The organism is Streptomyces sp. CC224B (assembly GCF_030010595.1).
Taxonomy (GTDB): domain Bacteria; phylum Actinomycetota; class Actinomycetes; order Streptomycetales; family Streptomycetaceae; genus Streptomyces; species Streptomyces longispororuber.
This window is the reverse complement of sequence record NZ_JASCXL010000089.1, coordinates 20365-39303: the sequence shown is the minus strand read 5'-3', so window position 1 is coordinate 39303 and position 18939 is coordinate 20365. Positions and strand designations below refer to the sequence as shown.

The following is an 18939-nucleotide window of genomic DNA, read 5'->3' as shown; positions in this document are numbered from 1 at the left end:
GGTATCAACATATCTGGCGTTGACTTTTGGCACGCTGTTGAGTTCTCAAGGAACGGACGCTTCCTTTGTACTCACCCTCTCGGGCTTTCCTCCGGGCGCTTCCCTTCGGTATTTCGTGTTTCCAACCCTACCAGATCCGTTTTCCGTTCCGTTCCCGGTCGGAATTCATTTCCGGTGGCCGTTGGAGGGCCTTGCCTTTCGGCGTGTCCACTACGTTAGCGGATCCTCCCGGCGACTCATAATCGAGTCCGCGGATTCGGATTTCGGCATGCGGGCATGCGAAATACGGCCCCGCTGAGGGGAAGTCGTAGGTAGTGGTTGGCCGCTTCCGGCTGCAGGCTGAACGCCGTACCCGGGTCAAGCGGCTCGGGCTACGTTACGGAACCGCCAACGCCGCGTCAAGTTCGGCGGCGTCGGGGGGCGTGGGCCCGATAGGGGCTGACGGTGGGGTCGTTGGCCTCCCAGAAGCGCCAGGGGTGGACGCTGCCCTCGCCGCCGACCCCCGTGCGCGGGCCGGTCTCGACCAGGTCGGGGTGGGTGGGGGTACCGGCGAGGACGGTCAGCGGTGCCTCGGGGCCCGCGCAGAGGTCGGCGCCGTTCAGGGCGCGGTCCACGTCCAGGGCCGTGGCCAGGCGGGCGGGACCTTTGGCCAGTTCCCTGTCGTTACGGGCCGAGAGTCGACGGGGGCGGGCCAGCTCGGCTCCCTCGATGACCTCCCCGGCGCGCACCAGCACCCCGCTCGCGACGCCCTCCGGGCCACACACGAAGTTGAGGCAGTGCCACATGCCGTAGGTGAAGTACACGTACGCGTGGCCCGGTGGGCCGAACATCACGTCGTTGCGGGCCGTGCGGCCGCGATAGGCGTGGGAACCGGGGTCGGCCTCCCCCGCGTACGCCTCGACCTCTGTCAGGCGCAGCGCGATCGGGCCGTCCGGTGAGTTGCGTACGAGGACGCGGCCGAGCAGGTCCGGAGCGACCTCCAGGACGGGCCGGTCGTAGAACTCCCGGGGCAGGGGCGTACGGTCAGGTGCCGCGATCATGCCGTACGAGCGTAGTACACCCGCGGTGGTGTGCCGGAAGCGTGCCGGTCCGGGGCCCTGGGGGGGCGGGATCCGGTGGAGGACTTCTCGCCGGTCGGGTGGGCACGCGAGGGTGGGGGCGCGGAACCGGACGCGCGCTGGTCGCGTTGGTAGGGATCGAAGTCGACGGTCCGTTGAGCGAGTCAAGCCACAGGCAGGGGCCTGGGGAGGAGAGTCATGGGGTTCAAGAAGCTGCTGGCGAGCCTGGGTGCCGGCGGTGCCTCCGTCGAGACGGTGCTGACCGAGGCCAATGTCGTGCCCGGCGGTGTCGTCCAGGGCGAGGTGCGTATCCAGGGCGGCTCCGTCGACCAGCGGATCGAGGGTCTCTCGGTGGGGCTCCAGGCCCGCGTCGAGGTCGAGGGGAACGACCAGGAGATCAAGCAGGACGTCGAGTTCACCAAGCAGCGCCTGGGCGGTGCCTTCGAGCTGAAGGCGGAGGCGGTGCACGCGGTGCCGTTCGGCCTCGACATCCCCTGGGAGACGCCGGTCACCCACTTCGCGGGGCGCGAGCTGCACGGGATGAACCTCGGGGTGACGACGGAGCTGGCGATCGCCCGTGCCGTGGACTCCGGTGACCTCGACCCCATCCACGTGCACCCGCTGCCCGCGCAGCAGGCGATCCTGGACGCGTTCGGGCAGCTCGGCTTCCGGTTCAAGAGCGCCGACCTGGAGAAGGGGCACATCCGCGGCACGCGGCAGAAGCTGCCCTTCTACCAGGAGATCGAGTTCTTCCCGCCGGAGCAGTACCGCGGTCTCAACCAGGTGGAGCTGAGCTTCGTCGCCGACGAGCGCGAGATGGACGTCGTCCTGGAGATGGACAAGAAGCCCGGCCTGTTCAGCGAGGGCAGCGACTCGTACAAGGCGTTCAAGGTCGGTCTGAACGACTTCCAGGGCACGGACTGGGCCGCGTACCTGAACGCGTGGCTGTCCGAGGTCGGCAGCCGTCGCAACTGGTTCTAGGTCGTCCTAGGCTCGTCGGGCGGGGTGATCGCCGGTGGTCCCCCGCCGTGGGCAACCGCTGTCCGCACCGGTTGCCCGAACCGTTGGTCCGAACCGATCTGGAGGTGCCTACGTGACCGAGGTCAACAGGCCGCCGCTGCCGCACGACTTCCTTCCGCCCGTACCGTCGTTCACGGTCGTGAGCACGGATTTCGAGCCGGGCGCGACGCTGCCGGACGCTCAGGTGTACGCCGAGGGGAACACGTCGCCGCACCTGCGGTGGGAGGGGTTCCCGCCGGAGACGAAGAGCTTCGCCGTGACGTGCTTCGACCCGGACGCCCCGACGGGCAGCGGGTTCTGGCACTGGGTCGTGTTCGACATCCCGGCCTCGGTGACCGAGCTGCCGGCCGGCGCGGGCAGCGGCTCGTTCGCGGGGCTCCCCGAGGGCGCGGTACAGGTGCGCAACGACTACGGGACGAAGGACTTCGGGGGCGCCGCCCCGCCTGCCGGTGACCCGGCACACCGCTACGTGTTCACCGTGTACGCCGTCGACCAGGAGAAGCTGGGCCCGGACGCGGACGCCACGCCCGCCTTCGTCGGGTTCAACCTGCGGTTCCACACGCTCGCGCGGGCGCACGTGGTCGCCGAGTACGCGGCGCCCGACGGGGACTGACACCCGCCGACCGTTCACGGAACGTTTGCCCGCCCCTGGTCTTGGAAGTGATCAGGGGCGGGCATCTTTTATTGCGTTGTCCATCCCGGCGTGCCCGGCCAGAGTTGATCCAGTCCGCCAGGGGGTGGGCCGGTGCACACGGGAGGTGGGCGGGATGCGGGACACGCTGGTCCTGAACGCGAGCTTCGAGCCGCTGTCGACGGTGACGCTGAACCGGGCCGTCGTGCTGGTGCTCCAGGACAAGGCCGTCGTCGAACACGCCCACCCCGGGCTGCGGGTGCGCGCCGCCGACGTGGACCTTCCCGTGCCGCAGGTGATCCGGCTCTGCCGGTACGTCCGGGTGCCGTTCCGAAGACGCGCCCCCTGGTCGCGGCGGGGTGTGCTGGTGCGTGACCGGCACCGGTGCGCGTACTGCGGCAGACGGGCGACGACCGTGGACCACGTGGTGCCGCGGTCGCAGGGCGGCGGGGACACCTGGCTCAACACGGTCGCGTCGTGCGCGCTCGACAACCACCGCAAGGCCGACCGGACGCCGGAGCAGGCGGGGATGCCGCTGCTGCGGCAGCCGTTCGAGCCGACGCCCGCGGACGCGATGCTGCTCGCGCTCGGCCGGGAGGGCCTGGCGGCGCTGCCGGACTGGCTGGCCCAGCCCGCCGCGTAGGCACGGGGTACCGCGCCGTACCGTACGCCTTCGGTCGCTTCAGTCGCTTCCAGGCGCTCCAGGCGCTCCAGGCGCTCCAGGCGCTTCTAGTCGATGGGGGGCTGTTCGCGGCGCTCGACGCCGCTCGGGGTCTTGGGGGCGGCGGGGCCGCCGCCGGCGACCGGGCCGAAGTTGCCGAGCGCGCCGCCGAGGCCCTTGAGGGCGTCGCCGATCTCGCTGGGCACGATCCAGAGCTTGTTGGCGTCGCCCTCGGCGATCTTCGGGAGCATCTGGAGGTACTGGTACGACAGGAGCTTCTGGTCGGGGTCGCCCGCGTGGATGGACTCGAAGACCGTGCGGATCGCCTGGGCCTCGCCCTCGGCGCGCAGGGCGGCGGCCCTGGCCTCACCCTCGGCGCGCAGGATCGCGGACTGCTTCTCACCTTCGGCGCGCAGGATCTCGGACTGGCGGACACCCTCGGCCTGGAGGATCGCGGCGCGCTTGTCGCGGTCGGCGCGCATCTGCTTCTCCATCGAGTCCTGGATGGAGGTGGGCGGCTCGATGGCCTTCAGCTCGACGCGGTTGACGCGGATGCCCCACTTGCCGGTGGCCTCGTCGAGGACGCCGCGCAGGGCCGCGTTGATCTCCTCGCGGGAGGTCAGGGTCCGCTCCAGGTCCATGCCGCCGATGATGTTGCGCAGCGTGGTGACGGTGAGCTGCTCGATCGCCTGGATGTAGCTGGCGACCTCGTAGGTGGCGGCCCGGGCGTCGGTGACCTGGTAGTAGATGACGGTGTCGATGTTCACGACCAGGTTGTCCTGGGTGATCACCGGCTGGGGCGGGAACGGCACGACCTGTTCGCGCAGGTCGATGCGGTTGCGGATGGAGTCGATGAACGGGACGACGATGTTCAGGCCGGCGTTGAGCGTGCGCGTGTAGCGGCCGAAGCGCTCCACGATGGCGGCGCTGGCCTGCGGGATGACCTGGATCGTCTTGATCAGGGCGATGAAGACCAGCACCACCAGAATGATCAGGACGATGATGATTGGTTCCATCGCGGTTCCCCACTACCCTTCGTGCTTCGGCGGTTCCGGAAGATCTTGACGTATCCGCTGCGAGTCTGTCAGAACGCCGCCTGCCCCGTGGGGCGTTCGGATCACCCCGCGGCGGCGTGGCGCCCGGCGGCCGTACGTACCGCGCGGCGGCGGCCGGTGCAGTGCCGTGCTGCCGTGCCTGCCGTGCCCTGTCTGCCGTGCCGTGCCGTCACATGACGACGGCGGTCGCTCCGTCGATCTCGACGACGTCCACCTGCTGGCCGGCCTCGAAGCTCTGCCCGGAGTCGAGCGGGCGCGCCGACCACACCTCCCCGGCGAGCTTGATGCGCCCGCCGGAGGCGTCGACGCGCTCCAGGACGACCGCCGACCTGCCCTTCAACGCGTCCACCCCGCTGGCCAGTTGGGGGCGCTGGGAGCGGTGCCGTGCCGCGATGGGGCGGACGACGGCGATCAGGGCGACGGAGACGGCGGCGAAGACGATCGTCTGCGCCGCCACCCCGCCGCCGAGGGCCGCGACCACGGCGGCCGCGACGGCGCCGACGGCGAGCATGCCGAACTCCGGCATCGCGGTCATTACCAGCGGGATTCCCAGGCCGACCGCGCCGACCAGCCACCACACCCATGCGTCGATGTCCACATGGTCATGGTAGGGCCGGGACTCCTGTCACGGACAGGGCGTCAGGTCAGCCGAGCGGCAGGCCCTGGGCGGTCCAGCGGTCGCCGCGCTGCTCGACGACCAGCGGCAGGCCGAAGCAGAGGGAGAGGTTGCGCGAGGTCAGCTCCAGCTCCAGCGGGCCGGCGGCGAGGACCTTGCCCTGACGGATCATCAGTACGTGGGTGAAGCCGGGGGCGATCTCCTCGACGTGGTGCGTGACCATGAGCATCGAGGGGGCGATGGGGTCGCGCGCGAGGCGGCCGAGGCGGCGCACGAGGTCCTCGCGGCCGCCGAGGTCGAGGCCGGCGGCGGGCTCGTCGAGGAGCAGCAGCTCGGGGTCGGTCATCAGGGCGCGGGCGATGAGGGTGCGCTTGCGCTCGCCCTCGGAGAGGGTGCCGAACTTGCGGTCCAGGTAGTCGCTCATGCCGAGGCGGTCGAGGAAGGCGCGGGCGCGCTGCTCGTCGACGTCCTCGTAGTCCTCGCGCCAGCCCGCCGTCATGCCGTACGCGGCCGTGAGGACGGTCTGCAGGACGGTCTGGGCCTTCGGGAGCTTGTCCGCCATGGCCATGCCCGCCATGCCGATGCGGGGGCGCAGCTCGAACACGTCGACCTTGCCGAGGCGTTCGCCGAGGATGGTGGCGGTGCCCTTGCTGGGGAAGAGGTAGCTGGAGGCGACGTTGAGGAGGGTGGTCTTGCCGGCGCCGTTCGGGCCGAGGATGACCCAGCGCTCCCCCTCCTTGACCGACCAGGAGACCTGGTCCACCAGAGCCCGGCCCTCGCGGACCACGGATACGTCCTCAAGCTCCAGTACTTCGCTCATGAGCGCGGTCTCTCCCATTGCAGTCTCGGCTGTCGCGCGCGTCCGTGGTCAGGGTGGACGCGCCCCCGGATAAAACCTACGCCACCGGCCGGGCGTTCCCGTGCCGAGGCCGGTCCTTAGGCTGGGTCCATGCTCTCGGAACCACGCTCAGGACGCTTGGCCGCCTGGGGAAACGCCCTTTTGGCCGGACTTGTCTCGCCGGACGACGCGGTGCACACCATCGTCGGGGAGGACGCGGTGCACCGGGTCGAGGGGCTGCCCGGGGAGCCGGGGCCCGTCGGTCTGTCGCTCGCGCTCGGGCGGCTGCGGGCCCTCGGGGTGACGGGGCTGCGGGTGGCGCTGCCCGTGCCGGGGCACCCGCTGGGGCTGAGCGGGCCGCCCGCCTTCAACGAGCGCGCGCTGGAGGCCGAGGAGGCCGTGGTCGCCACCGGGGCGGCGTACGGCCTCGTACCGGAGGTGTACGAGGCGGGTCCCGACGGACCGGCGGACGCCGCGGACGTCCATGTGGAGGTGGTGTGGCACTGCCTTCCCGTGCGGGAGGCGCCGCCCGCGGACGTGCCGTCGCTGGGCGAGGCGGAGCGGGAGCTCGCGGAGGCGATGCGGGAGGCCACGCGGGTCCTGTCACAGCTCGACGTGGCGGCCTCGGGGCCGGTCGCGGAGGCGGCGCTCGACGCCTACCGGGCGCGGGCCGAGCGGGGGCGCGAGCTGCTCGCGCCGGGGTATCCGGCGCGCGCGGTGCGGGTCCTCGAGCTGGCGCAGCGCGTGGGACTGCTGATGTCGATGGCGTACGACCACGGGCACGGCGGGGCGGTGAGCGCCGGCGAGATGGCGGCGCGGGCCCAGGCGCTGCGGCCGGTGGAGCGGACGGCCCGGCGGGCGCAGGTGGCCGCGTACAACTCGTACGTCGAGGTGCTGGAGGGCGGGCGGGGGTAGCGGGCTCGGCCGGTCGGCCGGGGCGGGGTCGGTGCCCGGGGCCGGTGCGCCGGGGTCCGTACGGCGGGCCTCTGTCGGGGCCTGGCTTCCCGTTCCCGGGGACGGGGTTGCCGTCGGGCCTGGCTTCCCGTTTCCGGGGCCTGCGGTGCTCCCGCCTGGTGCGGGGCGGGGGCGGGGGCCGGATGCGCGGGACCCCGCGGGCCCGTGGGCCGCGGGGTCCTGCGCCCGTGGTGGCACGCGTCAGTGGTTCACCGTCTGGTCGTCGAAGGCCGGGTTGAGGATGCCGACCACGTTCGCGCTGTTGCCCGTGGCGTTCACCGGGACCTGGACGGGGATCTGCACGGCGTTGCCGGAGGCGATGCCCGGGGAGTTCGCGGCCTTGCCGTCGGCGCCGGCGTGGGTGGCGGAGGCCGCTTGGGCGGAGACGCCCGCGGCGAGACCGGCGACGGCTACGGCCAGAGCGGCTTTCTTGGCGATGCTCATGGGGTGCGTTCCTTCTGGTGGCACTGGTGGGGCGAGGCACCCCGGGCCGCAGGGCCCGGGGCGGTGCGGCGTGGGACGTCGCGCGGCCGACGGGGGGCGAGCCGCGCGACGGCCGTCAGACGTTCTCGCAGACGTTCCCGAAGGCGGGGTTCAGGGCGCCGATCACGGTGATGGTGTTGCCGCAGAAGTTCACGGGGACGTGCACCGGGGCCTGGACCACGTTGCCGGAGAGGACGCCCGGCGAGTTCTTGGCGAGGCCGTCGGCGTGCGCGCCGCCGTGGGCGGAGGCGACACCGGCACCGGCGGCGAGCAGCCCGCCGGCCACCATCGTGATGGCTGCGGTCTTCTTCATGTTCTTCACTGCTGAAACCCTCCTAGCGGAAGCTGCGGCGAGGCGCCGCAGCACGCACTGGAGAACGGCCGGGAGACCGCGGGGATGCGCCATTCGGGGGACATCCACACGACGGTATGAATCTCAGTCCGGAAGGCGACGGCGCACACTGACCGCCCCGGCGTGTGCGCCGGGGCGGTCAGGCGGCGGGGCCGACGCCGGCGTACGCCTCCGGCGGAGCCGGGCACACCGGGCCCCCGGCCGAGCCGGGCACCGTCCCTCGGCCGCACCGCACACCGTCCCCCTGGCCGCACCGCGCACCGGCCCCCGGCCGAGCCGGGCTCCGTCCGGCGCGCTCCCCTGGTGGTGGGCGGTTCAGCCCGTCACGCCGTGGCGTACCGCCCAGAGCGCCGCCTGGGTGCGGTCGGCCAGGTCGAGCTTCATCAGGATGTTCGACACGTGGGTCTTGACGGTCTTCTCGGAGAGGACGAGGGCGCGGGCGATCTCGCGGTTGGAGCGGCCGTCCGCTATCAGGCCGAGCACCTCGCGCTCCCGCTCGGTGAGCGAACCGCCCCTGCCGTGGGTGCCGTTGGCCTCCTCCTGGGACAGGAGGGCACCCGCCACCTCCGGCTGGAGCAGGACGTGCCCGGCGTGCACGGAGCGGATGGCGCCGGCGAGGGCGTCGGGGTCGACGTCCTTGTAGACGTACCCCGCGGCGCCCGCGCGCAGGGCGGGCACGACCGTGCGCTGCTCGGTGAAGCTGGTGACGATGAGCACGCGCGCGGGGTTGGCCAGCTCCCGGAGCTTCCGCAGCGCCTCGACGCCGTCCATGCCGGGCATCTTGACGTCCATCAGGACGACGTCCGGCTTCAGCTCCTCGGCGTACGCCACGCCCTCGGCGCCGTCCGACGCCTCGCCGACGACCTCGATGTCGTCCTGGACCTCCAGGAACGTGCGCAGGCCGCGGCGCACCACCTGGTGGTCGTCGACCAGGAGTACCCGGATCCGCCCTGGGACCGGGGCCGCCGCTTCGTTCTCAGCCACCGGGAACCTCCATCTCGATCGTCGTGCCCTTGCCGGGCTCGGATGCCACGGTCAGCCGTCCGCCGACCCCGCCGGCCCGGTCCCGCATGGAGACCAGGCCCAAGTGCCGCCCGGCGCGGCGCGTCGCGCGCGGGTCGAATCCCCGGCCGTCGTCCGTGACCCGCAGCACCGCGCCCGGGCCGCGCCGCTCCAGGGTGACCGCGACGTGGTCGGCCGCGGCGTGCCGCAGGGCGTTGTGCAGGGCCTCCTGGGCGACGCGCAGCATGGCCTCCTCCTGGGCGGCGGGCAGGGCGCGCACGCCGGCGCTCTCGAAGGTGACCCGCGCGGAGTGGGCCCGGTCCAGGACCTGGATGTGCGTGCGCAGGGTCGCGACGAGGCCGTCCTCGTCCAGGGCGGCGGGGCGCAGCTCCACCACCGCCGCGCGCAGCTCGTCGGCCGCCTCGGCGGCGAGGGCGGCCACCTGCTGGAGCTCGCCCTTGGCGCGGACCGGGTCGCGGTCGACCAGGGCGGTGGCGGCCTGGGCGGTCAGGCGCAGCGAGAACAGCTTCTGGCTGACGGCGTCGTGCAGCTCGTGGGCGAGGCGGGAGCGCTCCTCGGCGATGGTCAGCTCGCGGCTGCGCTCGTACAGACGGGCGTTGGTCAGGGCGATGGCCGCGTGCTGGGCGAGGATCGAGAGCAGCTCCTCGTCGTCCTCGTCGAAGCCGCAGCCGCCTTCGGGCTTGGCGCAGTTCTTGTTCGCCAGGAACAGGGCGCCGAGCGTCTCGTCCCCGTACCGGATGGGCAGGCCGAGGAAGTCGGACATGTCCGGGTGGGCGGCCGGCCAGCCCTCGAAGCGGGGGTCCTCGCGGACGTCGGCGAGCCGCTCGGGCTCGGCCTTCTGGAGCATCGCGGCGAGGATGCCGTGCTGGCGCGGCAGCGGGCCGATGGCCTTCCACTGCTCGTCGCTGACGCCGTCGACGACGAACTGGGCGAAGCCGCCGTGGTCGTCGGGGACGCCCAGGGCCGCGTACTCCGCGTCGAGCAGGTCGCGGGCGGAGGCGACGATCGTCTTGAGGACGTCGCGCACCTCGAGCTGGCTGCTCATGGCGAGCAGCGCCGAGCTGACCGCGTACAGCCCGGACCGGGGACCTTGACTCATGGGGCCACCGTACCGGCGGGGTGTGACAGCGCGTATCCGACCTGTGGCCGCCGGGAGCTAGGGCGCAGGGCCTAGGTCGAAGGGCCCCGGATCACACGCCCCGGAGGGGCCGTCCGGCGCCGTAGGACGAAGGGACCTGCCGTGCTGCGCCCGGCGTCCGAGGCGCCGGGGCGGGTGGCGTTCCTAGCGTGGAGCCACCGGGCGCCGAGGGCGGCCGGGCGCCCCCGGCGGTACGGAGGGGGCGCACCGAGGGTCCGGCGGGCCACCGGCGGAACGCGCCAGGGGGCTCGGCCGGCGGAGCAGAGGGGAGGCACGTCATGCCGGTGGCGATCATCACGGGGGCTTCGAAGGGACTGGGGCGGGCGCTGGGGGCCGCGCTCGCGGGGCGCGGCTGGGACCTGGTCCTGGACGCGCGGACGGACGCGGCGCTGCGGGAGGCCGCGCGGGAGCTCGGCGGCCGTGGCGGGCGCGTGCGCGCCGTCCCGGGGGACGTCACGGACGCCGGGCACCGCGCGGACCTGGTGGCGGCGGCGCGGGCGTTCGGCGGGCTCGACCTGCTCGTGAACAACGCGAGCGCGCTCGGCGCGGAGCCGCTGGTGCGCCTGGACGCGCAGGCGCTGGACGGGCTGCGACAGGCCCTGGAGACGAACGTGGTGGCCCCGCTCGGGCTCGTGCAGGAGGCGCTGCCGCTGCTGCGGGCCTCGCGCGCGGGCGGCGCGGTGGTCAACGTGAGCTCCGACGCGGCGGCGGAGGCGTACGCGACGTGGGGCGGGTACGGGGCGTCGAAGGCCGCGCTCGACCAGCTCACGGCGGTGCTCGCCGAGGAGGAGCCGGGGCTGCGGGTGTGGGCCGTGGACCCCGGGGACATGCGGACGGACCTGTACCAGGCGGCGGTGCCCACCGACGACGACACGGGGCGGCCGCTGCCGGAGACGGTCGTGCCCGCGTTTCTGCGACTGCTCGACGAGCGTCCGGCGAGCGGGCGCTACGCGGCCCCGTCGCTGCTGGTGGCGTCGTGACCGTGGCGGTGCGGGTGCCGGAGGGGCTGCACGCGGCGCTGCCCGTGGAGCAGCGGCGGCGCGGGCTACGCCGGGACTCCGTACGGCTGCTGGTCTCGTACGGCACCGAGGTCGCGCACCACGCCTTCACGGAGCTGCCGGAGCTGTTGCGCGCCGGTGACCTGCTGGTGGTGAACACCTCGCCCACGCTGCCCGCGGCGGTGGACGGGCGGCTGGGGCACGCGCGCGTGGTGGTGCACTTCTCGACGCTCGGGCCGGACGGGCGGTGGGCCGTGGAGCTGCGGGAGCCGGACGGGAAGGGAACCACGCGCCCGCGTGCGGGCGGGCCGCCGGGGGCGGTGGTCGAGCTGCCCGGGGGCGTGCCTCTGGTGTGCGAGGAGCCGCTGAGCGCGGACGGCGCCCGGCTGTGGTGGGCGCGGGTGCCGGTGGACGTGCCGGGCTTCCTGCGCCGTCACGGGCGTCCCGTTCGGTACTCCTACACGGAGCGGGACCAGCCGCTGTCCGTGTACCAGACGGTGTTCGCGCTGCCGTCTGACGACGGCGGGGGCAGCGCGGAGATGCCGAGCGCGGCGCGTCCGTTCACCGCGCGCCTGGTGACGCGGCTCGTGAGCCGGGGCGTGCAGTTCGCACCGGTCCGCCTCGACACGGGGGTGGCCTCGCCGGAGGCACACGAGCCGCCGTACCCGGAGCGCTTCGCGGTGCCGGAGGCGTCGGCCCGGCTGATCAACGCCGTCCGGGCGGGCGGGGGCCGGGTGGTGGCCGTGGGGACGACGGCCGTGCGGGCGGTGGAGTCGGCGGCCGGGCCGGACGGCCTTGTGCGGGCGGCGGCCGGGCGCACGGACCTCGTGGTGACGCCGGAGCGGGGGGTGCGGGTGGTGGACGGGCTGCTCACCGGGCTGCACGAGCCGGGGGCCTCGCACCTGCTGATGCTGGAGGCGGTCGCGGGGCGGGCGGCGGTGGAGCGGGGTTATGCCGAGGCGGTACGCCGTCTCTACCTGTGGCACGAGTTCGGCGACGTCCATCTCCTCCTCCCGGAGGAGTTTGCTCACGTTACGGATTGCTCCAGCAACTGTCGGTGAGACTGTTACCCGTCCGATGTGAGCCCGCGCATAGGGCGCACATCACGTACGAAGCTCGCTAGTAAACAGCGGTGGGCAGTAAAGGGAGGCTAAAACGGGGGGCCGGGGGCGGGGGCGCACCCCCTGATCCACTATCGCGGATCGTACGTCACATCGTTGCCCCAGAATTTTGCGCCCGCTAAGAATTGCTCCGTCGCTCGACGCCGCGGTCCTCGCACCGCGGCGTTTTGCCGGAAGCATCCAGTCCCCCGCCGGCGCCAGAGCGGCCTCCCGACACGAAGAGGTCCACTCCGCATGTCCAAGTCCGTCCCCGCTGGTCGAAGTCGCTCCTCCCTGACCAGGGCCCAGAAGTTCTCGATCACCGGTGTCGCCACGCTCGGCGCCGCCGCCCTCGCCTTCTCCGTCGTGCCGGGCAGCTCCGAGGCCGACGTCCGGACCGAGGCGCTCGGCACCCACGCCGCCTCCTGGTCCATGCCGGCGCAGGCGCAGCAGGCCGTCCACGAGAACGTCGGCAAGCAGCAGGCCGCCGCCGACCGGCGGGCCAAGGACGCCGCCGCGCGCAAGAAGGCCGAGGACGAGGCCGCCGCGAAGAAGAAGGCCGAGGACGAGCGCCGCGCCAAGACGGTCGCGAGCCGCGCGGCCGTGCGCAAGCCGGTGTACGCCAACAACCTCGACGGCTGGATCCGCCAGGCCCTCGACATCATGAAGGCCAAGGGCATCCCCGGCTCGTACGAGGGTCTGCACCGCAACATCATGCGGGAGTCCACGGGCAACCCGAACGCCGTCAACGGCTGGGACATCAACGCCCAGCGCGGCACCCCGTCGATCGGCCTGCTCCAGGTCATCCAGCCGACGTTCACCGCGTACCACGTCTCGGGCACCTCGACGAACATCTACGACCCGGTCGCCAACATCACGGCCGCCGCCAACTACGCGGCGCACCGGTACGGCTCGATCGACAACGTCAACGGCGCCTACTGAGTCCGCACCTCCTGGACCGGACCTCTTCCGAGGCCGCGCTCGCAGACGCCGAAGGGCGGCACCCCGCACGGGGTGCCGCCCTTCTTCGCGTCCGGGCGCCTCGCCCGTGTCGCGCTCGTGCCGCAGGGGCCTACTTGCGCATGACCTCCGGCTCGTGGCGGCGCAGGAAGCGGGCCACGAGGAAGCCGCAGAACGCGCCGAGGGCGAGCAGGGCGGCCATGTCGATGACGTAGGCGCCGGCCTCGTGGTCCCAGATCGGGTCGGTGCTGCCGGGGTCGTCCGGGTTGGGGCTGATCTTGTTGAAGTCCAGCGTGGTGCCGGCGGCGGCCACCGCCCAGCGCGACGGCATCAGGTACGAGAACTCGTTGACGCCGACCGTGCCGTGCAGGATGAACAGGCAGCCGGTGAACACGACCTGGATGATCGCGAACATCACCAGCAGCGGCATGGTCTTCTCGGCGGTCTTCACCAGGGCCGAGATGATCAGGCCGAACATCATCGAGGTGAAGCCGAGCGCCATGATCGGCAGGGAGAGTTCGAGCAGCACCTGGCCGCCCAGGACCAGGCCCTCCTCCGGGAGCTCGCGGGAGGAGAAGCCGATCGCGCCGACCAGCGCGCCCTGGAGCGCGGTGATGAAGCCGAGCACGATGACCTTGGACATCAGGTACGCGGAGCGCGACAGGCCGGTCGCGCGCTCCCGCTCGTAGATCACCCGCTCCTTGATCAGTTCGCGGACGGAGTTCGCGGCGCCCGCGAAACAGGCGCCGACCGCGAGGATCAGCAGCACCGTGGTGGCCGTGCCGTTCGGGATGATCTTGCCGGTCTGCGGGTTCACGTTCGGCAGCAGACCCTTGTCCGGGTCGATGAGCAGGCTCACCGCGCCGAGCACCGCGGGCAGGATCAGCATCAGCGCCATGAAGCCCTTGTCGGACGCGATGACCGACACGTAGCGGCGGATCAGCGTGATGAGCTGCGAGCCCCAGCCCTGCGGCTTGGGCGGCCTGATCGCCTGGGCCGACGGCATGTGGACGGGCTGCGCGGCGACGGCGTCGATGTCCGCGGCGTACATCTGGTAGTGCTGCGAGCCCTTCCAGCGGCCCGCCCAGTCGTAGTCGCGGTAGTTCTCGAAGGCGGAGAAGACGTCGGCCCAGGTGTCGTACCCGAAGAAGTTCAGGGCCTCCTCGGGCGGGCCGAAGTACGCCACCGAGCCGCCCGGCGCCATCACGAGCAGCTTGTCGCACAGGGCCAGCTCGGCCACCGAGTGCGTGACGACGAGGACCGTGCGGCCGTCGTCGGCGAGGCCGCGCAGGAGCTGCATGACGTCGCGGTCCATGCCCGGGTCGAGGCCCGAGGTGGGCTCGTCCAGGAAGATCAACGAGGGCTTGGTGAGCAGCTCCAGGGCCACCGACACGCGCTTGCGCTGGCCGCCGGAGAGGGAGGTGACCTTCTTGTCCTTGTGGATGTCGAGCTTCAGCTCGCGCAGCACCTCGCCTATGCGCTGGGCGCGCTCCTGCTCGCTGGTGTCGGCGGGGAAGCGCAGCTTGGCCGCGTACTTCAGCGCCTTCTTGACGGTCAGCTCCTTGTGCAGGATGTCGTCCTGCGGGACCAGGCCGATGCGCTGGCGCAGCTCGGCGAACTGCTTGTACAGGTTCCGGTTGTCGTAGAGGACGTCGCCCTGGTTGGCGGGCCGGTAGCCGGTGAGCGCCTTGAGCAGGGTGGACTTGCCGGATCCCGACGGGCCGATGACCGCGATCAGGGACTTCTCCGGGACGCCGAAGGAGACGTCCTTGAGGATCTGCTTGCCGCCGTCGACCGTGACGGTCAGGTGGCGCGCGGAGAAGGAGACGTCACCGGTGTCGACGAACTCCTCCAGGCGGTCGCCCACCAGGCGGAACGTGGAGTGGCCGACGCCCACGATGTCGTTCGGGCCGATGAGGACCGTCGACGACTTCGCGATCGGCATGCCGTTGACGTACGTGCCGTTGTGCGAGCCGAGGTCGCGCAGCTCGAAGCGGCCGTCGGGCGTCGCCGTGAACTCGGCGTGCAGGCGCGAGACCTGGAGGTCCGAGACCACCAGCTCGTTCTCCAGGGCGCGGCCGATGCGCATTTTTCGGCCAAGCGCGAGCTGGTGGAACGTGGTCGGGCTGCGGTCGCCGTAGACCGACGGGGCCCCCGCCGCGCCGCCGGCCCCCACGCCCGCTCCCCCACCCGGACCCTGCTGCTGCGGCACCTGGGCCTGCTGCGGCTGCGGCACCTGCTGCGCTTGCTGGTGCGGCGCCTGCTGCCAGGGCTGCTGGTGCGGGGCCTGCTGGTGCATCTGCTGATGCGGAGCTTGCTGCTGCATCTGCTGGTGCTGCTGGTACTGCTGGTGCTGCGGAGCCTGGTGCTGCGGCTGCGCGGCCCAGCCCGGGGGCTCCTGGTGGCCCGGCGCGGCCTGGCCCTGGGCCTGCTGCGGCGCGGCGTGCTGCGCCTGCTGCTGCGCGCCCGGCGCGGCCACGGCGGCGGCTCCGGGCGCTTCGCCGGACAGGGCGAGGCACGGGCCGTCGGTGGCGTTGCCCAGGTGGACCACCGAGCCGGGACCCACCTCGAGCTGGTGGATCCGCTGCCCCTGTACGAAGGTGCCGTTGGTCGAGCCGTGGTCCTCGATGACCCAGCTCCGGCCGCTCCAACTGATCGTCGCGTGCCGCCAGGAGACCCTGGCGTCGTCGAGCGCGATGTCACCCTGCGGATCGCGTCCGAGGGTGTATGTCCGGGACGAATCAAGCGTCCAGGACCTGCCATTCAATTCCAGTACGAGTTCCGGCACTCCATGCCCCACTGAGTTGTCCCCCGAGTTGCCCCCATCATGGGGAGTCTAGGGATGTCGAACATCGGGAGGAACTATTTCAGGCGGAGGCCGGTGACCGAAAGTCGGGCCTTGTGAAGACTGCGTACGGGGCACTATGACGGCCCCGTTGACGGGGAAGATATCGCCCCGGAAAGTGGTAAGGGCTCTCAGCGAGTACGGATAGCGAGCATGTCGCGCATATCGGCCATGACGGCCAAGACACCTGAAAACCGTCCATGATGCCGATATCGTTCATGGCGCCCGTGGAGCCCGCGGCTTCCACGGCACCTATGGCCCGGATGTTTTGTGCTGTGGGAGTCGGTGGTGTGGGTGGGGTCGCGGGTATCGGTGATCTGGCGGGTGTCGTTGGTCGCGTCGGTGGCGTTGGTCGCGTCGGTGGCGTTGGTGGCGTTCGCGACGTCGGTGCCGGGTTGTTGGTGGCGGTGCTGTTGGTGCCGGAGGTGACAGCGGTGCCGTAGCCGCGTCGGTGCCGCAGGCGCGCCGGTGCCGCAGGCGCGCCGGTGCCGCAGGCGCGCCGGTGCCGCAGGCGCGCCGGTGCCGTCGGCGTCATCGGTGTCGTCCGCGGTGTCGTCTGCGGTGTGTGCCCGCCGGTGTCCGTACGCCGAGGGCGACGCGCTCTGAGCTCGGGGGGTCTGATGGGCAGCGGCGGGTACGAGGGCGAGCGGCGGAGCGTGCCCTGGGGGGACGTCCTGGTCTCCGCGGTCGCGGCGGTGAGCTGGGCGCTGATCGGCATGGCGGGCACGGCCGCGCTGGGTCTGCACCTGCTCGGCGTGGACGCGGCCGGTTCGCTCGGGCCGATGACGGCGGCGGCCGTCGCCCTGGGTGTCGGCGGCTCCGTGACCCCGTCCGGCGACGTGTCGGCCTTCGGACTGAAGGGGGCCGAGGCGACCACGGCCATCGACGTCGCGCCGCTCGGCGTGGGCCTTGTGGGCGCGGTCCTCCTCGCCTTCTTCTTTTTGCGGTCCCTGCGCGGCGCGGGAGTTGCGATCTCGCCCTCCGAACTCGCCGCGCGCGCGGGTGCGGTGATCGCCCTCTTCGTCGCGATGCTCGGCGGTCTCGCCTGGGCCGGTCACGACGTGATCACGATCGACGGCGGTCAGCTCGGCATCGACAAGGGAATTGACAAGGGAATTGACAAAGGGCTCGACGAGCTTCCCGGAGGCATCGGTGACCGCATTCCCGACGGCCTCAAGGACATCGGCGGCATCGGGGACATCGGCGGCCTGCTCCCGGACCGGCTGCGCGACCTCGTCGAGGCGGAGGCGAAGGTCGGTTTCACCGTGGACACCGGCGCCACACTGCTCGGTGGCGCGATCTGGGCGGCCGTGGTGCTGCTCGTCGCGCTGCTCGCCGCCCGTCGCGCGCCGCTGCCGCCCGGCTGCGAGAGCCTGCACCGCGTGCTGCGGCCCGCGGCGTCCGCGCTGGTGTCGGTCGTCCTGATGGCCGTGGCGGCGGGTCTGGCCGCGGCGGCCTACGCGGCGATCGGCGACGACCACCCCAAGCGGGTCGTGGGCGGCGCGCTCCTCGGCACCCCGAACGGCGTCTTCCTCGGCCTGCCCGTCGGCCTCTTCGTCCCGTACGACGGTGAGGCCTCCGGCGCCCTGACCCGCTTCCTGCCCGACCCGGTCGACGACCTGCTGCGGGACTCCGACGCCCCCCTGACCCTGGGGCGGCTCGCGGAGTTCGACGGGCGGGTGTGGCTGCTGGGGGTCGCGGCGGCGGTGATGATGCTGTTCGCGGGAGTGCTGACGGCGGTACGAAGTCCGCTGGCGCGGGGGCACGAGGGACGCAAGGGGCGCGAGGGGGACGGGGCGGGCCCGCCCGCGGTGGGGAGCTCACCCGCGTCACCTGCCGGTGCCGCCTTCGTCGTGCGGTGCGCGGTGATGCTGGGCGCGGTCACCGCGGTGGCACTGCCGCTGATGACGTGGTTGACCGGGGTGTCCGCGGACGCCTCTCTCTCGGTGCTCGGCTTCGACGCGTTCGGGGCGCGGCTGGAGCTGCGGGGGAACCTCGCCATGGCCGCGCTGCTCGGGGCCGCGTGGGGAGCGGGGGCCGGGGCCGCCGGGGCGGTGCTGGCGCGGGCCACGGGGGCGGCGGGCAGCCGCGCGGTACCGGCCGCGTCGGGTCCGCCGCGGGCGGAGGGCGGGGCCCCGGGCCGGGCCCCGGCGGGCGCCCGGGCCCAGGTGCCGGGCCCCTACCTGCAGAGCACGCCGTACCGGCCGCCGCGGGCGGAGACGAACCCGTACCTGGTGCCTCCGCCGGGGCCGGGCGCGGTGCCGCCGGGGCCCGGACGGACACCTCCGGGGGCAGGCGGGGCGCCCGGAGCGAGGAGTGGGGCGCCGGGTGCGAGGGGGCCTTCGGGGGCGAGCGGGCCGCGAGGGGCCGGTGAGGTGCGGGGGGCCGATGGGTCGCGGGGAGCCGGAGGGTCGCGGGGAGCCGGAGGGTCACGGGGAGCCGGAGGGTCGCGGGGAGCCGGTGAGGCGCTGGGTACGAGTGGGGCGCCGACTGTGATCGGGCCGGTGGTGCCGGGCCCCGGGCCGGGGCCGGGATCTAGGCCGGGCTCCGGGTCAGGGCCGGGTTCCGGGTCAGGGCCGGGCTCCGGGTCAGGGCGGGGGCCGACGCCGGGGCGGGGCTCCAGGGCCGGAGCGGAGTCCGGCTCGGGAGCGGGGCGAGGCTCGGACGAGCCGGAGCGGGGCCGTCAGCGCCCGAGGCAGTGGCCGCCGCCTCCGCCGCCCCCTCCACCGCCGCCACCACCGCCGCCCGGGGCGGAACCACCGAGGCGGAGGGGCTGAGGGGCTGAGGGGCCCGACGGGGGTGCCCGGCGCCCAGTGCCGCGCGCGCCTTCGCTGAAGGGTGCGGCTCCGCGGGCGGAGGCTGTCGGCTCGCCGCCCGGCTCACCTGCTTGCGGCGATAGGGGCCGGTGAGGGCGCCACGTAACCGCAGGTGAGGAGGCCCAGGCTGCTGCGTGCGCCGGCTACGGGCGGTGAAGCGTGTGCCGCGAAACGGCGGAAGAGGGCTCGTACTCCGCGGATGTCCAGGCGCCGTGGGAGCAGGAGACAAGGCGCCGTGAAGCGACGGGGAAGGGCTGCCCCGCCGGGAACCTCGTATCGGGCAAGCGGAGGCGCGAGGCCCTCACTCGGCCGCGGGAAAAGCCCGGGCGGATGCGGGGTGAGGGGCAGGGAGCGCGAGGGTGACAAGGGGGTGTGGAGGTGTCCGGCACCT

At 72.9% G+C, this 18939-nt stretch carries 17 protein-coding genes; 8 read left to right on the top strand and 9 right to left on the bottom strand.

The genetic code is table 11. The features are described 5' to 3' along the window. Positions 1 to 398: 398 nt before the first annotated feature. The gene (locus QK440_RS29695; RefSeq protein ID WP_282796312.1) at positions 399 to 1040 is read right to left on the bottom strand and encodes a DNA-3-methyladenine glycosylase; all 642 of its coding nucleotides are present in this window, start codon (positions 1038 to 1040) and stop codon (positions 399 to 401) included. A gap of 216 nt (positions 1041 to 1256) precedes the next feature. On the opposite strand from QK440_RS29695, the gene QK440_RS29690 reads away from it, so the two are divergent. The 3 genes from QK440_RS29690 to QK440_RS29680 all read left to right on the top strand — a co-directional run bounded on the left by QK440_RS29690 (position 1257) and on the right by QK440_RS29680 (position 3352). Further along, the gene (locus tag QK440_RS29690; protein ID WP_282796311.1) at positions 1257 to 2039 is read left to right on the top strand and encodes a sporulation protein; all 783 of its coding nucleotides are present in this window, start codon (positions 1257 to 1259) and stop codon (positions 2037 to 2039) included. Positions 2040 to 2151: 112 nt separating this feature from the next. Next, the gene (locus tag QK440_RS29685; protein WP_282796310.1) at positions 2152 to 2691 is read left to right on the top strand and encodes a YbhB/YbcL family Raf kinase inhibitor-like protein; all 540 of its coding nucleotides are present in this window, start codon (positions 2152 to 2154) and stop codon (positions 2689 to 2691) included. Positions 2692 to 2845: 154 nt separating this feature from the next. Then, complete coding sequence (locus tag QK440_RS29680; protein ID WP_190138140.1) at positions 2846 to 3352, top strand: HNH endonuclease; 507 nt, start codon at positions 2846 to 2848, stop codon at positions 3350 to 3352. Positions 3353 to 3438: 86 nt separating this feature from the next. Here QK440_RS29680 and QK440_RS29675 read toward each other — a convergent pair whose 3' ends face one another. The 3 genes from QK440_RS29675 to QK440_RS29665 form a co-directional block, all read right to left on the bottom strand. Further along, positions 3439 to 4386, bottom strand: a complete 948-nt coding sequence (locus QK440_RS29675; RefSeq protein ID WP_282796309.1) for an SPFH domain-containing protein — start codon at positions 4384 to 4386, stop codon at positions 3439 to 3441. 208 nt (positions 4387 to 4594) lie between these two features. Then, a complete protein-coding gene (locus QK440_RS29670) occupies positions 4595 to 5023 on the bottom strand; it encodes an NfeD family protein (protein ID WP_190138138.1) in 429 nt (142 codons plus the stop codon). Positions 5024 to 5069: 46 nt separating this feature from the next. Then, positions 5070 to 5861 (bottom strand): ABC transporter ATP-binding protein, encoded by a 792-nt coding sequence (locus QK440_RS29665; protein WP_282796308.1) that lies wholly within the window; start codon positions 5859 to 5861, stop codon positions 5070 to 5072. 129 nt (positions 5862 to 5990) lie between these two features. Here QK440_RS29665 and QK440_RS29660 point away from each other — a divergent pair, with 129 nt between their 5' ends. Continuing rightward, positions 5991 to 6794, top strand: a complete 804-nt coding sequence (locus QK440_RS29660) for a hypothetical protein (RefSeq protein ID WP_282796307.1) — start codon at positions 5991 to 5993, stop codon at positions 6792 to 6794. A gap of 240 nt (positions 6795 to 7034) precedes the next feature. Here QK440_RS29660 and QK440_RS29655 read toward each other — a convergent pair whose 3' ends face one another. The 4 genes from QK440_RS29655 to QK440_RS29640 form a co-directional block, all read right to left on the bottom strand. Continuing rightward, on the bottom strand, positions 7035 to 7277 hold the full coding sequence (locus tag QK440_RS29655; RefSeq protein ID WP_282796306.1) for a chaplin: 243 nt from the start codon (positions 7275 to 7277) through the stop codon (positions 7035 to 7037). A gap of 115 nt (positions 7278 to 7392) precedes the next feature. Then, positions 7393 to 7638: a chaplin gene (locus tag QK440_RS29650; RefSeq protein ID WP_282796305.1), complete on the bottom strand. Its 246-nt coding sequence runs from the start codon at positions 7636 to 7638 to the stop codon at positions 7393 to 7395. 345 nt (positions 7639 to 7983) lie between these two features. Then, on the bottom strand, positions 7984 to 8652 hold the full coding sequence (locus tag QK440_RS29645; protein ID WP_282796304.1) for a response regulator transcription factor: 669 nt from the start codon (positions 8650 to 8652) through the stop codon (positions 7984 to 7986). Then, on the bottom strand, positions 8645 to 9790 hold the full coding sequence (locus QK440_RS29640) for a GAF domain-containing sensor histidine kinase (protein ID WP_282796303.1): 1146 nt from the start codon (positions 9788 to 9790) through the stop codon (positions 8645 to 8647). Before QK440_RS29640 ends, QK440_RS29645 begins: the two co-directional genes overlap by 8 nt. 317 nt (positions 9791 to 10107) lie before the next feature. Here QK440_RS29640 and QK440_RS29635 point away from each other — a divergent pair, with 317 nt between their 5' ends. From QK440_RS29635 to QK440_RS29625, 3 genes are all read left to right on the top strand, one after another. Next, positions 10108 to 10809 (top strand): SDR family oxidoreductase, encoded by a 702-nt coding sequence (locus QK440_RS29635; protein WP_282796302.1) that lies wholly within the window; start codon positions 10108 to 10110, stop codon positions 10807 to 10809. Beyond that, positions 10806 to 11888 (top strand): S-adenosylmethionine:tRNA ribosyltransferase-isomerase, encoded by a 1083-nt coding sequence (locus QK440_RS29630; RefSeq protein WP_282796301.1) that lies wholly within the window; start codon positions 10806 to 10808, stop codon positions 11886 to 11888. The genes QK440_RS29635 and QK440_RS29630 overlap by 4 nt, the downstream gene beginning before the upstream one ends. Positions 11889 to 12182: 294 nt before the next feature. Beyond that, positions 12183 to 12869, top strand: coding sequence for a transglycosylase SLT domain-containing protein (locus tag QK440_RS29625; RefSeq protein ID WP_282796300.1), 687 nt, complete (start codon positions 12183 to 12185; stop codon positions 12867 to 12869). Between the two features lie 130 nt (positions 12870 to 12999). On the opposite strand, the gene QK440_RS29620 is transcribed toward QK440_RS29625, so the two are convergent. Further along, positions 13000 to 15675 carry an FHA domain-containing protein gene (locus tag QK440_RS29620; RefSeq protein WP_282796299.1) on the bottom strand — a complete coding sequence of 892 codons (2676 nt, stop codon included), beginning with the start codon at positions 15673 to 15675 and terminating at the stop codon, positions 13000 to 13002. Positions 15676 to 16352: 677 nt separating this feature from the next. On the opposite strand from QK440_RS29620, the gene QK440_RS29615 reads away from it, so the two are divergent. Beyond that, positions 16353 to 18509 carry a streptophobe family protein gene (locus tag QK440_RS29615; RefSeq protein ID WP_282796298.1) on the top strand — a complete coding sequence of 719 codons (2157 nt, stop codon included), beginning with the start codon at positions 16353 to 16355 and terminating at the stop codon, positions 18507 to 18509. Positions 18510 to 18939 lie beyond the last annotated feature (430 nt).